The following is a 15,593-nucleotide window of genomic DNA, read 5'->3' as shown; positions in this document are numbered from 1 at the left end:
CGCGTTTCGACCTGGTTGGATCAGATCGGCGCTCCAAATTATTCTGTTTCGAGCATAATCTTATCGATCCTCGTTTCACTCCGGTCGGATTAAGCTCTAAACCCGCGCGGCGATTGAGGATTTCGTGAATCCAGTGAGAAACACGTGACCGTCGGTTCACGGCGGATTCGGTAAAATCCCATCACGATCCCGTTCATTCGTAGGAAAAACGGTGGTTTTCATCTTGCAAACCCCGCGTTTTGGGCCTAATCGCTGCGCCGCATCCTGATGGCTGGCGGCCCTTAACCGCTCCAAGACAGCGCCGCATCGGCACCGGGCCGGATTGTTCCGGCGGAAGGCCGCTTTTGGGCGCGACATTACGATCCAGCACAATTTTCGTCAGACACGTGACAAACGCGACTATTCGTTATAACGGTACTTTTGGAAATTTCAGAATTTACCGAAAACTAGGAAATGACGCATGCGCCGGAGGTGACACTCTGCGCGCAGGATGGAAAGACAAATGAAACACGGCACCCCCCGGACGATCGTTTCGTTCGCCGTCATGGCCCTCACGGCGTTTCTCGCCGGCTGCGAGAACCAGGTCCTTCTGTCCCCGAAAGGGGAAGTCGGCATGGCAGAACGCGATCTTATCTTCTTTGCGACCGGCATCATGCTGCTTGTCGTGCTTCCCGTCATCTTCATGACGCTCTACTTCGCCTGGAAGTATCGCGCCTCGAACGAGAAGGCGGATTACCAGCCCGACTGGCACCACTCGACCAAGATCGAGCTTGCCGTCTGGCTCATCCCGATGGCGATCATTGTGGTTCTGGGTACGGTCACCTGGATCAGCACCCACAAGCTCGACCCGTATCGTCCGCTGGAATCGAACGCGAAGCCGATCAATGTCGAGGTCGTCGCGCTCGACTGGAAATGGCTTTTCATCTATCCCGACCAGGGCATCGCCACCGTCAATGAAATGGCAATGCCGGTCGATGTGCCGGTCAATTTCAAGCTGACCTCCAGCAACATCATGAACTCCTTCTTCATTCCGCAGCTCGGCAGTCAGGTCTACACCATGCCAAGCATGCAGACGAAGCTGCATCTGGTTGCCAATCATGAAGGCGAGTTCGACGGTATCTCCGCCAACTATAGCGGTCAGGGTTTCGCCCAGATGCGCTTCAAGGCGCATGCCTACAACCAGGCCGACTTCGACAAGTGGGTGGCCGATGTAAAGGCCAAGGCGAATGGCGAAGAGCTGAGCCGCGACCGTTACGCCTCGCTGGTCCAGCCGAGCGAGAAGGTTCCGCCGCAGTTCTTCACCTATAGTGACCAGGCGCTGTTCCACAACATCGTGAACCGCTGCTGGGACGGCAAGTCCGTCTGCCTCGACGATGAGATGCATCGTCAACAGATGATCCGCGAAGCGCGCGCCAACCTGCGCAAGTCCTCGCCTGTCGATTTCAGCCAGTGGGCGAGCGACATCATCTGCGCAGTCCAGCCGCAGCGCCTCTCGCAGCTCGAAAACTGATGTGCCGATAGGCCCGTGACCTCGCAAGAGGTCGCGGCCATCCGCATTCAATCCCTTGTTTCACGCGGTTCCGGAACGATGGCCTTCATGCGCCGTCCCGGAATTGCTCCAATCGAAGCGTGATAAAAATGTTCGGAAAACTTACGCTCGAAGCGATACCCTTTCACGAGCCAATCATCATGGTCACTTTGGCCGCGGTGGCTGGCGGGGCGCTCGCTATTCTGGCAGCCATAACCTACTACCGCAAATGGGCGCCGCTCTGGAACGACTGGCTGACGTCGGTCGACCACAAGCGCATTGGCGTGATGTATATCATCCTCGCACTCGTGATGCTGTTCCGCGGCTTCTCGGATGCCGTGATGATGCGCGCCCAGCAGGCGCTCGCTTCCGGGGCCAATGAGGGCTTCCTGCCGCCGCACCACTACGATCAGGTCTTCACCGCCCATGGCGTGATCATGATCTTCTTCGTGGCGATGCCCTTCATCGTCGGCCTGATGAACTTCGCCGTGCCGCTTCAGATCGGCGCGCGCGACGTGGCTTTCCCCTACCTCAATTCGCTCAGCTTCTGGCTGACGGTTGCCGGTGCGATCCTCGTCAACATCTCGCTCGGCGTCGGCGAATTCGCCAAGACCGGCTGGCTGGCCTATCCGCCGCTTTCCGGCAAGGAGTTCAGTCCGGATGTCGGGGTGGATTATTATATATGGGCCTTGCAGATTTCCGGCATGGGCACGCTGCTTTCGGGCGTCAACCTCATCACCACCATCATCAAGATGCGTGCGCCCGGCATGGGCATGATGCAGGTTCCGGTCTTCACCTGGACCGCGCTCTGCTCCAACGTGCTGATCGTCGCGGCCTTCCCGATCCTCACCGTCACGCTGGCGCTCCTGTCGCTCGACCGCTATCTGGATTTCCACTTCTTCACCAATGATGCCGGTGGCAATCCGATGATGTATGTGAACCTCATCTGGATCTGGGGTCACCCGGAAGTCTACATTCTGGTACTGCCGTGCTTCGGCATCTTCTCGGAAATCGTGGCCACCTTCTCCGGCAAGCGCCTGTTCGGCTACAAGTCGATGGTTTACGCCACCGTCGCCATCACCATCCTGTCGTTCCTCGTCTGGGTCCACCACTTCTTCACCATGGGCGGCGGCGCCAACGTCAACGCCTTCTTCGGCGTGGCGACCATGATCATCTCCATCCCGACAGGGGCGAAGGTCTTCAACTGGCTCTTCACCATGTACAAGGGCCGCGTGCGCATGGAAACGCCGATCATGTGGACCATCGGCTTCATGTGCACCTTCGTCGTCGGCGGCATGACGGGCGTTCTGCTCGCGGTTCCACCGGCGGACTTCGTGCTGCACAACTCGGTGTTCCTGATCGCCCACTTCCACAATGTGATCATTTCGGGCGTTCTGTTCGGCTGCTTTGCCGGCCTCGTCTACTGGTGGCCGAAGGCTTTCGGCTTCAAGCTGAACGAACGTCTGGGCAAGAACGCCTTCTGGTGCTGGCTCGTCGGCTTCATCCTCGCCTTCATGCCGCTCTACGTGCTCGGCCTGATGGGCATGACCCGTCGTTTGAACCATACCGAAAACCCGGCATGGCACATCTATCTCATCGTTGCCGCCATCGGCGTTGCGATCATCCTTTGCGGCATCGTGTTCCAGGTTCTGCAGATCGCTGTTTCGATCCGCGACCGCGAAAAGCTGCGCGACAACAATGGCGACAGCTGGGGTACGGGCCGCACGCTCGAATGGTCGCTGGCTTCGCCGCCTGCCTTCTACAACTTCGCCGAAGTTCCGCATGTGCGCGATCATGACGGCTGGTGGGACATGAAGCAGAACGGCTATGTGCGCCGCACCGAAAAGTTCGCGCGCATCCACATGCCGAAGAACACCGGCACTGGCTTCATCATCGGCATGCTGAACATCCCGCTCGGCTTTGCCCTGGTATGGCACATCTGGTGGCTGGTGATCGCCTCCGCCCTCGCTGTGCTGGCCGTCGCCATCGCTCACTCCTTCAATAATGACAGAGACTTCTACGTCTCGGCCGATGAGGTGCAGGAAGTCGAAGACCTCCGTACCCGGCAACTGACTGCTCAGGAGGCCTGATTCCGATGAGCGCAAGCATTTCAACCGCCGCTCCGTTCCTGGGCGGAAACGAGCACCCCGCCCACGAGGATCATCATGATGCAGGGTCGACCACGCTGGTCGGCTTCTGGATCTACCTGATGAGCGACTGCGTCCTGTTCTCGGGGCTCTTTGCAACCTACGCCGTTCTGGCGCACCAGTTCGCGGGCGGTCCGACCGGCCGTGAACTGTTCGACCTGAACTTCGTCCTGATCGAAACCATGCTCCTGCTGGTGTCGTCGCTGACCTATGGTCTGGCAACGCTTTCGATGTTCAAGAAGAACCGTGCCGGCCTTCTGTTCTGGCTGGGCATCACCTTCCTGCTGGGCGCAGCCTTCCTCGCGATGGAAGTCTATGAGTTCAATCACCTGATCCATGAAGGTGCAGGTCCGGGCCGCAGCGCCTTCCTGTCCGCCTTCTTCGCGCTGGTGGGAACCCACGGTCTTCACATCACCTCCGGCCTGATCTGGATTCTGGTGCTTTCCGCCCAGCTCCTGCGTGACGGCCTGACCGAAAAGAACCAGACGCGCGTGATGTGCCTCAGCCTCTTCTGGCACTTCCTGGACATCATCTGGATCGGCGTCTTTACCCTTGTCTACCTGCTGGGTGTACTGTGATGAGCTCTGCACACGAAACACATGACCACGCCGCTCACGGCAGCCTGAAGTCCTATCTTATCGGCTTCGTGCTGGCGGTCGTCCTCACCGTCGTTCCCTTCATGCTGGCCATGAACGGCTACTTCACGCCCGCGACCACCGCCGCCATCGTGCTCGGTCTCGCCGTCGTGCAGATACTGGTGCATCTGGTTTATTTCCTGCATCTCGATCCGAAGTCGGAAGGCGGCTGGAACATTCTGGCGCTCATCTTCACGGTCATCATTCTGGCCATCGTGCTTGCAGGCTCCATCTGGGTCATGCACCACCTCGATACCAATATGATGCCGATGTACATGTCGCCGGAAGACGTGCGCAACCTGCCATAAGCTTCGCCAAGGGCATTCCCTGCACCGCAATACTTGCGGGGAATGCTTCTGCGAACCTCGCGAAACAACTGGCCTGACGGCCCGTGATCGCGGCTTTATCCTCCCTCTCTCCCCCAAAGCCGCGTGGCGCCCCGGTTCATTCCGGGGCGCCTTTCTTTTGCGCGATCGACAACCAAAGCCGCATGGTTAAAGATAAAGTAAAATTTATGTAAAATTGTTTATATTGTCGGTAAAGCAAAGACGATGGTTGAATTATCCAAGTGTAGAAAAGTATAATATACGGCATTGATTTACCATTATTGAGTCGGATATTTGCATCCATGCCAATATTGGCGTAGTATCGATTTTGTTTGATACTTTATTGCGTCTCTGCGTACTCGCAAATCTGGAGTATATGTGATGTCATTATTTAAGAGAGTGCTTAATAAAAATCATGTTATCGGCGCCGCCGTTGCGGCTGTTGTTCTGATCACGCCCGCCGTTGCTTTCGCGGCGACGGCCTATGTTTCGGCTGCTGTCAATATACGCTCCGGGCCGGGCGCAAATTATGCCCGGCTGGCGGCGCTTCCCGCGGGTGCCGCCGTCAATGCCGGTTCCTGCCGCAACGGCTGGTGCCAGGTCTATAGCGGCAACGGCACCGGCTGGGTGTCGGCGCGTTATATCCGCTTCGGTTCCTATGGAGGCCAGGCCTATGCCGCGCCGTCCACGACGACCGTGGTCGTCGATAATGGCTATTATGACGGCTGGGCGCCGGGCTTCGGCGCTGGCCTCGGTGTCGGCTGGGCCACCGGCGGCTATTGGGGTCCCGGCTATTGGGGACGAGGCTGGCGCGGCGGCCCGAACTACTACAATGGCTGCATTGGCCGTAACTGCCAGTCCTGGCGCGGCGGGCATAATCGCTGGGATCCGCGCTGGGGCGTCGGCCCTGCATGGCGGACCCGGCAGGCTGGCCATTACTGGGGCCCGGGTCCGGTAAGGCCGCGCTTCAACGCCGGCGGCTTCAATCGCCCCGGTTTCAACAGGCCCGCATTCAATCACGGCTTCGGCGGATTCGGCGGCGGTCATTTCGGCAATGTGCGCCCGATGCATGCTGGCCGCTGATCGCAACCCCTAATCGAATCGGCTCTGTCAGGTCATCCTCCTCCCTCCTCCCGTGACCTGATGGGCGGCCCGCCGACACCCCGCCGGCGGGCCGCGCTTTTTGGGAATTTTCGATAATCACCGGCGAATGCGCGGCGCTGTCCGCTCAACCTGCGCGAGCGGTTGCAGGAGTGTGGTAACGTTAATACTCCGTTGACTGAAATGGTCCATATCTAGCGTTGTCGCTTGGAGTTCTGTTCTCCCCATGGTAATCCCTGAAACGTCCTGGGCTGGGGGTGTGAACGGGACGCTGCCAGGCGACCGCATAGACAGGAACCGGACAGTAACGCGTATGACTTGGAGTAACAGGACGATACAGGGAAAGAGCATCGCCATGCTTTTGCTGGCGGCGCATTTTTCCTCGCTCACGGTGTCGCCTGCGCTGGCATTCGAGCTGTTCGGAATCCGCCTGTGGGGCGAGGACAAGAAGGAAGACCCGGATATCATCGACCCGAAGACCTATACGGTCGAGGTCACGACCACGGGCGACCGCAAGAATGCGGACGGCACTGAAGCCGATCTGAAATCCATCATCGAAGGCGCGTCGGGCCTCGTCGCGGATGCGGAGCGGCCCGCTTCGGGTTCCGCCGGACTGCTCGCCAAGGCGCGCGGCGACTATCGCCGCATCCTGGCCGCGCTCTATGGCGAGGGCCGCTATGGCGGCACCATTTCCATCCTTGTCGATGGCCGCGAGGCGAACGAAATTCCGCCCGATGCGGATATTCCAAACGATCCGAAGATCGCCATCACCGTCGATCCCGGCCCGCAATTCCTGTTCGCGCGCACCGCGATCTCCAATATAGCGCCGCCGCCGGTCGACAAGCGCGATCAGGTACAATCGCCCGAAGAAGCCGGTTTTGCACCGGGACAGGTGGCGCGTTCGGGCACGGTCATCCGGGCCGAGCGTCTCGCCGTCGAGGCATGGCGCCAGCAGGGCTACGCCAAGGCGCGCGTTACCGATCAGGACATCGTGGCCGATCATGCCGACAACCGGGTTTCCGCCGATATTTCGCTCGATCCGGGCCAGAAGGCGCATTACGGGCCGGTCAGCGTTGTCGGAACGGCGCGCATGGACCCGCAATTCGTCGCCTGGATGACGGGGCTGAAAGAAGGCCAGGAATACGATCCCGACGATATCGAGAAAGCAAAGAAGCGTCTCGGCCGCATGGAAGTCTTCCGCGCCATGAGCTTCGAGGAAGCCGAAAAGATCGAGCCGGACGGCAGCCTGCCGATGACGCTCAACGTGCAGGAGCGCAAGCCGCGCCGCTTCGGCTTCGGTGCCGAATATTCGACCATCGACGGCTTCGGCCTCACCGGATACTGGATGCACCGCAACCTGTTCGGGCGCGGCGAGCGCCTGCGCTTCGACGCCAAGGTCAGCGGCATCGGCGGCACGCAGGACAATTCCTTCGACCCGAAGAACTTCACCTATCTTCTGGGGACAACTTTTACCAAGCCGGGCGTCTATACGCCGGACACGGATTTCGTCGCATCGCTCGACGCCAAGCGCGAAGTGCTGGACGCCTATACCGAAACCTCGGTCAATGCGAAGACCGGTTTCACGCAGATATTCAGCGATGAACTGTCGGGCGCGCTCTATGCCAAGGCGAGCCATGGCCGCTTCAACGACGATGTGTATGGCGACCGCACCTTCACGACGGCGGGTCTGGAGGGCAATCTCCTCTATGACAGCCGCAACAACAAGCCGGACCCGAGTTCGGGCTTCTATCTGGAAGGCAACATCCAGCCTTTCTATGAATTCCAGTATGGCAATTTCGCCACCCGCTTCACCGCTGAAGGCCGCACCTATTACGGTTTCGGCGCGAAGGACCGGGTGATTCTGGCGGGTCGCCTGAAGGTCGGTTCGATAGTCGGCGCATCCGCTGCGGACTTGCCGCCAAGCCAGCTCTTCCTGGCAGGCGGCGGCGGCTCGGTGCGCGGTTACGGCTATCGCAATATCGGCGTCAGCGCAGGCAATGGTGAGATCGTCGGTGGGCGTTCGCTCGTCGAGGCCAATGGCGAAGTGCGCGCCCGCATCACCGATTCGATCGGGGCGGTGGCATTCGTCGATGCCGGCTATGTCGGTGAAAAGTCGTTCCCCGATTTCTCGGAACAGATGCGTGTCGGCGTCGGTGGCGGTCTGCGCTACCTGACCGGCCTTGGGCCGATCCGCCTTGATGTCGCCGTTCCGCTCAACCGCCGCTCGGGCGATCCGAGCTATGGCTTGTACGTAGGTATAGGACAGGCGTTTTGACCAGATTTCTCGCAATCATCGCCTTCGTCGCTTTCGCCATCACGGCAGTCATCTTCGGCTGGCCGGAACAGCAGAAGCAGTTGCAGGCTCAAGCTCAGGTTCCCGCTCAGGCTCAAGATCAGGCCTCTGGACAGGAACAGGCAGAAGCACCAGCAGAAGAAGAGAAATCCTATTTCCTGTCCTTCGTGGAAAGCCAGCTTTCCGCGCCCAACCGCCGCATCTCCATTTCCGGCATCAGCGGCGTTCTGTCTTCGGAAGCAACCGTCGGCTCGATCACCATCGCCGACCGCGAAGGCGTGTGGCTGCGCATCGAGAATGCCAAGCTGAACTGGAGCCGCACCGCGCTCCTGGTCGGGCGTCTCAGCATCCAGTCGCTTGCCGCCGAACGCATCGACGTCATCCGCAAGCCATTGCCGGACAACAGCCTGCCGTCTCCGGAATCGTCCAGCTTCAGCCTGCCGGAACTGCCGATCTCGATCAATCTCGACCAGCTCGCCATTGCGCGCCTGCATTTCGGGCCCGACATTTTCGGTCTCGAATCGGAAGTGTCGGCCAATGGTCGCCTGTCGCTTGCCGATGGCTCGCTGGATTCCAGTTTCGATATCAAGCGCCTCGACGGTCCGGGCGGCACTTTCGCTCTTCGCGCCGCCTATGCCAATGCCGACCAGAAGGTCGATCTCGACCTGAAAGTCTCGGAACCGGCCAATGGCATCGTCGCCAATCTGCTGAACATCGATGGCCGCCCCCCGGTCGATCTCACCTTGACGGGCGCCGGTCCGCTCGACGGGTTGAAGGTCGATCTTGCGCTCGACACCAATGGCAGCCGCACGCTGACGGGCCAGTTCACGCTCGACCGGCAAGGTCAGGCGCCCGATGGCGGCCGTGTTTTCTCCGCCCGTTTCAACGGTCCGATCGCGGTTCTGGTGCCGCCGGTATTCCGCGATTTCTTCGGTGCCGAAACGGTGCTCTCCGCCGATGGCTTCCTCAAGGATGCAGGTGGTTTCCGTCTCGACGATCTGGCGTTGAACAGCGCGGCCCTGAAGCTCAAGGCTTCCGCCGAAACCGGCAATGACCGCTTCCTGAACAAGCTGCACATCGATGCTTCCATTGCCGATGAAGGCAAGGGCCGCGTTCTCCTGCCGGTCAAGGGGGCTGAAACCTATATCGACAATGCGAAATTCCAGGTCGCTTTTGGGGATCGCCCGACCAATGACTGGACGGGAACGCTTGCCATTGCCGGTCTCAGGAACGCCACGATTTCTGCTGAAAGCATCGCGCTCGACATGGGCGGCGTTGCCGAAAACCTGAATGACGCCACCAATCGCCATATCACCTTCAAGGTCAATGGCGGGGTGGACGGCATTTCGGCGGAACGCGCCGAAATCGCCGAGGCGCTCGGCAACCGGATCGCGCTCGCCGTCGACGGCGCATGGCGCGCCGGTTCCCCGGTCGATCTGACGCAGGCCAACATCTCCGGCAACGGTCTCAGCCTTGATCTCAAGGGCAATATCGACGACTTCGCCTTCAATGGCGATATCGCCGCCAAGGTGGCGAGCCTCGCGCCTTTCGGCGCTCTGGCTGATCGTGACCTTGCGGGCAGCATCGATGTCAACGCCAGGGGCATCGTCCGCCCGATCAGCGGCGCTTTCCAGCTCGACCTTAGCGGCACGGCGCAGAACATGCGCACCGGCACGCAAGCCGTCGACCGCATTCTCGATGGCGCGGTTACGCTGGGCGGTGCTCTTGGCCGCAGCGCGGAAGGTTTTTCGGCGCGCGATTTCCGCATCGGCAACGAGTTGAGCGAAATTACCGCCAACGGCTCCTTTGCCTCCGACAAGGCCAATTTCGATTTCGGCGTCATGCTGTCCGATCTCAAGCTTCTTTCCGATCAGGCGTCGGGCCGGATGACGGTCAAGGGCAGCGCGCGCGGCGACGACAAGCTGATCGCGCTCGCATTGCGCGCCGATGCGCCGCAAGGCACTCTGGCCGGGCGCAAGCTTTCCGAAGGCGGCCTCGATTTCAACGCCATGCTCGACGGCAACGCCACGACGGGTGCCGCCTTGTCCGGCAAGCTTGCGGGCAGCGCCTTCCTCAACGGCCAGCGCGTCGATCTGGGGACGCTGATCGATATCGTCAATGACGAAAAGCGCCTGACCGATCTCGTCTTCAACGCGGGCGGCGCGCATCTTTCCGGCAATGTGACCCAGAACGCGAAAGGCCTCCTGACCGGCGCGCTGAAGCTCGACGCCCCGGATATTTCCACGGCCGCAGCCCTGGCGCTTGCCGAAGCGACCGGCGCCGCCAATGCCGACATTACGCTTGACGCCAGTGACGGTCGCCAGAATGCATCCGTCACCGCAAACGCCAAGGGCATCAAGGTCAATGGCAACCGCATCACCTCGGCTGATATTGCGCTGACGGCGCGGGACCTGTTCGGTGTGCCGGTGGTCGATGGCAATGCCGCGGCGCGCGACATCATGGTCGGCACCTTCGGCATCGACAGCTTTGACGCCAAGGCCAATGCGACCGGGTCGAAGACCGATTTCACTGCCAATACCAGACTGAAGATCGGCACGGTTGCCAGCGCCGCCGGTTCGCTTGAGCCGAAGGATGGCGGTTTCGAACTGGGGCTCGCCTCGGCCAATGTGAAGCAGGGCACGCTCAGCGCCAATCTGGCCGCGCCCGCCACCATTTCCATGAAGGGCGAGGAAATCTCCTTCGGGGATATCGTCATCAATACGGGCGCGGATGCCAGCGCCGGTCAGGTCAAGGTCAACGGCGTCGTCGATGGCCGTCTCGATCTTTCGGTGGCGCTTTCCAATCTGCCGCTGGCGCTCGCCAATACGTTCAAGCCGGAACTGGGGCTTGGCGGCACGGTCAACGGCACGGCCCGCATCACCGGCACCAAGGAAGCGCCAAATGTCGCCTTCGACATGGCGGCGCGCGGCGTGACGGCAGCCGAACTCAAAAAGCAGGGCATTGCCGCTCTCAATGCCGATGCCAAGGGCACCTCGGCCAATAACCGGCTCAATGTCGATGCGCATGTCACCGGAGGCGGCGGCATCGATGTGCGCGCCAATGGCGGCGTGCCGCTTGGAAAAGGTGATCTCGCTCTCGACGTCAACCTCGCCAATCTTCCGCTAACGGCGCTCAACGGTGCGGTCAAGGGACAGGATCTCGCGGGCAATGTCACCGGCACGGCGCGGGTCACCGGCCCGCTCACCAACCCTGCGGCGACCTTCAACCTGCGCGGCACCGGCCTTGCGGCGCGGCCGCTGCGGGAAAACGGACTTGCGCCTCTCACCTTGCAGGCTGCGGGCAGCTATGCGGCCATGGCCATCGACTTTTCGTCGGTCACCGTCGACGGTCCGCGCGGCCTCAACGTCACCGCCAGCGGCAAGGTGCCGTTCTCGGGGCAGGGGCTTGGCGTCAATGTCAATGGCAGCGTTCCGCTGGCGCTCGCCAATCGCTTCCTTGCGGATCGCGGCGCGCAGGCAAACGGGACGCTGACGCTGACGGCCAGCGTTTCGGGCGGCTTCAACCGTCCGCAATTGCGCGGCATGTTCTCCACCAATGGCGCGACTTTCATCGATCCCGATACCAATGTCCGCCTCAACAATATCAATGTCATGGGCAGCATGGATGGCGAAACCATCACGCTGCGTCAGGTCAATGCCGCGCTTGGCAGCGGCGGATCGGTTTCCGCAAGCGGCACGATCTCGACCAACGCGGAAGCAAACTTCCCGGCCAATATCGAGATCAAGCTCGATCGCGCCCGCTATGCCGACGGCAAGCTGGTCGTGGCGACCGTCAATGGCGGGATTACGATCAATGGGCCGCTGATGCGCGATCCGCTGATCTCAGGCCGCATCGACGTTGACCGGGCCGAAATCTCCGTGCCGGAAAATCTCGGCGGCGGCGCGGCCTATGTCCCGGTCCGCCACAAAAACACGCCGAAGAATGTTCAGGTGACGCTCGATCGCGCCCGGGTTGAAACGCGCCGCAGCCGGGTGCCGACCCCGACAGCGCGCCCAACCGTGCCGCGCCTCGACGTTCTCATCAATGCGCCGAACCAGATTTTCGTGCGCGGTCGCGGTCTCGATACGGAACTGGGCGGACGCCTTCGCCTGACCGGGCCGGTGACCGATATCAAGCCGGTCGGCTCCTTCGACATGATCCGTGGGCGCATCGGCATTCTCGGCCAGCGCATCACCTTCGACGAAGGACATGTCACGCTGGTGGGCGATCTCAATCCGCAGCTCAACTTCGTGGCCCGCTCGGAAGGCAATGAAATCACGGCAATCGTGACGGTGACGGGTACGGTCGACAATCTCGACATCAAGTTCTCTTCCACGCCGGAACTGCCGCAGGACGAAGTGCTGGCGCAGCTGATCTTCAAGCGCTCCATCGGCGAATTGTCGGCGTTCCAGATCGCACAGCTTGCCGCTGCCGCAGCCGAACTTGCGGGCGGTTCCAACAACTCGCTGATGAACAAGCTGCGCGCCGGGACAGGTCTCGACGATCTCGACGTGGTGACGGATGAGAAGGGCCAGACGGCGGTTCGCGCCGGACGTTATATCCGCGACAATATCTATCTGGGCGTCGAAGCAGGCTCGGGCGGCTCGACCAAGGGCACGATCAATCTCGACATCACCCGCAACCTCAAGGCCAAGGGCGCACTGGGTGCGGAAGGCGATTCCAGCGGCGGCATCTTCTACGAAAAAGATTATTGATCGCCGCAGTACAATAGTCGCATGGGGCCGGGTTTTTTGACCCGGCCTTTTGCCATCTGGGCGCAACTTCAGATAGTGAAAAGGCGTAAAAGCCACAATTTCGCCACCAAAAAACCACTTCTGACACATCTTCCCCGTATTTGCCTTGATGTTTAAATCGATTGAATGGCGGGGATCGCTGCAATTTAAGCTTTAAACTGCAATTTTCAGACACGTTTGCGCGAGTTGTTTAACCGTTCTTCAACCATAAGAACGCAAATTGCTGTTCAGTATGGCGGTCGCGTTGCGGCTGTTTTTCAACCGTCGTTTCATCCCTTGTTTCAGGGTCAGTTGCATGTCGAAGTCGCGTGATGATCTAAGCCGCCGCCATTTCCTTTTCGGCACCGGAGCCATCCTCCTCACCGGTGCTGCCGGCTGTTCGCAGACGATGGATATGTCGGCCTTCCAGATGAATGTCGATCCGATGTCGACGGGCGGGATCACGCCGATGCGCCCGCAGATCAGCGTCGACAGGGCCATCACTACGCCGGACGTCATGTATGCGTCGGTGAAGGAAGGGCCCTATGATCTCCCGGCCATTCCTTATGACAAGGTGCCGAAGCAGTTCCGCCGCCAGATCGTGCCGGACCCGACCGGGCAGGCGCCGGGCACCATCGTGGTCAGCCTCAAGGACCACTATCTCTATTACGTCCTGCCGGGCGGCGAGGCGCTACGCTATGGCGTCGGCATCGGCAAGGCCGGTTTCGAGTGGCAGGGCACCGCCAATGTCCAGTACAAGAAGCAATGGCCGCGCTGGACCCCGCCGCCGGAAATGATCCAGCGCAAGCCGGAACTGGAAAAGTACCGCAACGGACAGGAACCCGGCCCGCAGAACCCGCTCGGCGCCCGCGCGCTCTATATCTACCAGAACGGCCGCGACACCGGCTATCGCATCCACGGCTCGCCGGAATGGTGGTCGATCGGCCAGTCCATGTCCTCGGGCTGTATCCGCCTGATGAATCAGGACATCATCGATCTCTATAATCGCGTGCAGGGCAAGGCGCCGATCATCGTCGGCTAGAGCGGCTCCTGTTCCAACGCATCGAAGCGGGATAAGAGATCAGTCCAGTGAACTGATTTCCCCGCATAGACGTTTCACAATTTTGCTGGAAATGCTCCAGGGCCGGACGTCGCTGGAGTGAAACCGACCGTTTCGGGTCAAACAAAAAGGCCGCGCCAGATCAGGCGCGGCCTTTTCCGTTTCAGTTTGAAAAGCTTATTCGAAGCGCACCGACTTCGGCATGGCTTCGCCAAGCCTGACGAAATGGCGCAGTTCGGCGCGCAGGTTTTCCGCCGAAGCCATATGGATATGGCTCTGCGGCGCGACCTGGTTCTGCACGACCTGCGTGGATACGCCCGGCATGACAAACGCTCCTGCGGTCAGGACGAGGGCGGCGGCAATGCCGAGGCGTCGTTCGGTTCTGGCCTGCATTTCTATCTCCTTGCGCCGATGGACGGCGGCTTAAAATATCGAATCACGTTCATTCGCAGACGCTGGGACATTTCAGTCGGGAGCCCGTCAGGGGCCGTTCAGTGAAAAGTCGCGCGCGGCGTAAAATTCAAGGCGCTGTCGATGGCATGGATCGGTATTGGCAACAAAGTCTGGCCGAAATCAGCCAGCGTGTCGGCAAAATTGCGCGCAGCCCCTGCCACATCGTCGCAGCGGCGATGACAGGCAATGGCTTCAAGGCAGGTATCGAGCAACAGCGCGTCCCGGTTCTGGATGCCGGAAATCAGCCCCAGCGTCAGGCATTCCTCGCGGCAGACATGGTGCGAATCGAAGGGGAAGGCCCGCAAGGGACAGCTGGCGCAATGACGCAGAACGCGGATGAAATGCGACAGCTCGCCCACCGCCCGCCTGGCCTCGGAGGCCCCAAGCACTTCCGAATAGAGGCCCCAGGTCATTTCCCACGGGATGATCGAGCCCGTCTCGAAACCCGCGGTCCAGCGGCGATAGCCTTCCAGCACCAGCTTTTCCGGCAGGCGGTCGAAATAGCCTGCGGTGTTGGCACCGTTCAGTTGGGATATGCGCATATTCATGTCCGCCTCCCGAAGAAGGAGCGGAACGAACACGAGGCTGCGGATGCGGAGCTAAGCCCGCCCGTCCGGAAACGTTCCGTTTCCCCTCGCACATTGCAATATCCGGTCGGCAGGAGACGAAGCTGCAAGGGCAGGCCGTCGACATTTGCGGACCGGCATTCGCCGAGACCAATCATAGGGTCCTCCAATCGAAAGGGTTCAAGGCCCAGACATCAAAGGTTGTGAATTTGCACCATCCATAAAAGCCCGAAAATCCATCTGGAGTCAATTACTCAAGTTTAAAATCTTGTTGGATTTCAATTGTTTGGAATTATTCTAGACTCTAATAGTCATGTTTACAGCATTCAGGAAGGAACGCAACCGCTGCGGGGGTTCAGCGGTTGCGGCAAACGGGCGCATAATGCGCGAGGGAGAGACAACGCGGATCATCCGCCCCTTTGCTCACCACAGTCGCATTCTCCGGGACGCCGGGCTGCAAAGAGCAATCGGTCTGCGCATCCTGCCCGCGTCACTTTCTCCGCCGCATGATCTTTTGCGAAAAGCCTGCGGCCTTTCGGGATCATGTCCGGAAATACGCTCCGCGCGGTACGCGAAAATTACTCTTCCGCCACGGCCTGACGAATATGCGACCGCAGTGTCGGGGGCATCCCGAACCTTGAAACGGTGTCGGGATGCGCATCAGAGCTTTTCGACCTGTATGGATCAGACCGGCGCTCTGACTTCTTCAAGCATGATCTTGATCGATCCTCGTTTCACTCAGGCCGGATTG

At 60.3% G+C, this 15,593-nt stretch carries 10 protein-coding genes; 8 read left to right on the top strand and 2 right to left on the bottom strand.

Annotation, left to right across the window (positions count from 1 at the left end; genetic code table 11):
- The first annotated feature begins 502 nt into the window (after window positions 1-502).
- The 8 genes from cyoA to ACOWVS_RS09900 all read left to right on the top strand — a co-directional run bounded on the left by cyoA (window position 503) and on the right by ACOWVS_RS09900 (window position 13,805).
- Window positions 503-1,510, top strand: a complete 1,008-nt coding sequence (gene cyoA / locus ACOWVS_RS09935) for a ubiquinol oxidase subunit II (protein ID WP_021587695.1) — start codon at window positions 503-505, stop codon at window positions 1,508-1,510.
- A 128-nt stretch (window positions 1,511-1,638) separates the two neighbouring features.
- The gene (cyoB, locus tag ACOWVS_RS09930; protein ID WP_006471212.1) at window positions 1,639-3,618 is read left to right on the top strand and encodes a cytochrome o ubiquinol oxidase subunit I; all 1,980 of its coding nucleotides are present in this window, start codon (window positions 1,639-1,641) and stop codon (window positions 3,616-3,618) included.
- A gap of 5 nt (window positions 3,619-3,623) precedes the next feature.
- Window positions 3,624-4,253 carry a cytochrome o ubiquinol oxidase subunit III gene (gene cyoC / locus ACOWVS_RS09925; protein WP_006465767.1) on the top strand — a complete coding sequence of 210 codons (630 nt, stop codon included), beginning with the start codon at window positions 3,624-3,626 and terminating at the stop codon, window positions 4,251-4,253.
- A complete protein-coding gene (cyoD, locus tag ACOWVS_RS09920) occupies window positions 4,253-4,618 on the top strand; it encodes a cytochrome o ubiquinol oxidase subunit IV (protein ID WP_006471211.1) in 366 nt (121 codons plus the stop codon). The genes cyoC and cyoD overlap by 1 nt, the downstream gene beginning before the upstream one ends.
- 399 nt (window positions 4,619-5,017) lie before the next feature.
- Window positions 5,018-5,719 carry an SH3 domain-containing protein gene (locus tag ACOWVS_RS09915; protein ID WP_031347174.1) on the top strand — a complete coding sequence of 234 codons (702 nt, stop codon included), beginning with the start codon at window positions 5,018-5,020 and terminating at the stop codon, window positions 5,717-5,719.
- A 373-nt stretch (window positions 5,720-6,092) separates the two neighbouring features.
- Window positions 6,093-8,012, top strand: a complete 1,920-nt coding sequence (locus ACOWVS_RS09910; protein WP_075041829.1) for an autotransporter assembly complex protein TamA — start codon at window positions 6,093-6,095, stop codon at window positions 8,010-8,012.
- Window positions 8,009-12,745 (top strand): translocation/assembly module TamB domain-containing protein, encoded by a 4,737-nt coding sequence (locus ACOWVS_RS09905; protein ID WP_075041830.1) that lies wholly within the window; start codon window positions 8,009-8,011, stop codon window positions 12,743-12,745. Before ACOWVS_RS09910 ends, ACOWVS_RS09905 begins: the two co-directional genes overlap by 4 nt.
- 334 nt (window positions 12,746-13,079) lie before the next feature.
- A complete protein-coding gene (locus ACOWVS_RS09900; RefSeq protein ID WP_006471206.1) occupies window positions 13,080-13,805 on the top strand; it encodes a L,D-transpeptidase in 726 nt (241 codons plus the stop codon).
- 195 nt (window positions 13,806-14,000) lie between these two features.
- Here ACOWVS_RS09900 and ACOWVS_RS09895 read toward each other — a convergent pair whose 3' ends face one another.
- Both ACOWVS_RS09895 and ACOWVS_RS09890 read right to left on the bottom strand, forming a co-directional pair.
- The gene (locus tag ACOWVS_RS09895) at window positions 14,001-14,216 is read right to left on the bottom strand and encodes a hypothetical protein (RefSeq protein WP_006465772.1); all 216 of its coding nucleotides are present in this window, start codon (window positions 14,214-14,216) and stop codon (window positions 14,001-14,003) included.
- A gap of 98 nt (window positions 14,217-14,314) precedes the next feature.
- Entirely contained in the window at window positions 14,315-14,824 is a 510-nt protein-coding gene (locus ACOWVS_RS09890) for a hypothetical protein (RefSeq protein ID WP_021587700.1), read from the bottom strand.
- Window positions 14,825-15,593: the final 769 nt, after the last annotated feature.

It is taken from the genome of Brucella sp. IR068 (assembly GCF_049065885.1).
GTDB lineage: Bacteria > Pseudomonadota > Alphaproteobacteria > Rhizobiales > Rhizobiaceae > Brucella > Brucella intermedia.
The sequence above is the reverse complement of the archived record's forward strand: the minus strand, read 5'-3'. Positions and strand labels throughout refer to the sequence as shown.

Excerpts from the sequence above, each read along its gene's own strand:
- cyoA (WP_021587695.1), top strand. The coding sequence starts at position 503 with ATGAAACACGGCACCCCCCGGACGATCGTTTCGTTCGCCGTCATGGCC.
- cyoB (WP_006471212.1), top strand. The coding sequence starts at position 1,639 with ATGTTCGGAAAACTTACGCTCGAAGCGATACCCTTTCACGAGCCAATC.
- cyoC (WP_006465767.1), top strand. The coding sequence starts at position 3,624 with ATGAGCGCAAGCATTTCAACCGCCGCTCCGTTCCTGGGCGGAAACGAG.
- cyoD (WP_006471211.1), top strand. The coding sequence starts at position 4,253 with ATGAGCTCTGCACACGAAACACATGACCACGCCGCTCACGGCAGCCTG.
- ACOWVS_RS09915 (WP_031347174.1), top strand. The coding sequence starts at position 5,018 with ATGTCATTATTTAAGAGAGTGCTTAATAAAAATCATGTTATCGGCGCC.
- ACOWVS_RS09910 (WP_075041829.1), top strand. The coding sequence starts at position 6,093 with ATGCTTTTGCTGGCGGCGCATTTTTCCTCGCTCACGGTGTCGCCTGCG.
- ACOWVS_RS09900 (WP_006471206.1), top strand. The coding sequence starts at position 13,080 with ATGTCGAAGTCGCGTGATGATCTAAGCCGCCGCCATTTCCTTTTCGGC.
- ACOWVS_RS09895 (WP_006465772.1), bottom strand. The coding sequence starts at position 14,216 with ATGCAGGCCAGAACCGAACGACGCCTCGGCATTGCCGCCGCCCTCGTC.
- ACOWVS_RS09890 (WP_021587700.1), bottom strand. The coding sequence starts at position 14,824 with ATGAATATGCGCATATCCCAACTGAACGGTGCCAACACCGCAGGCTAT.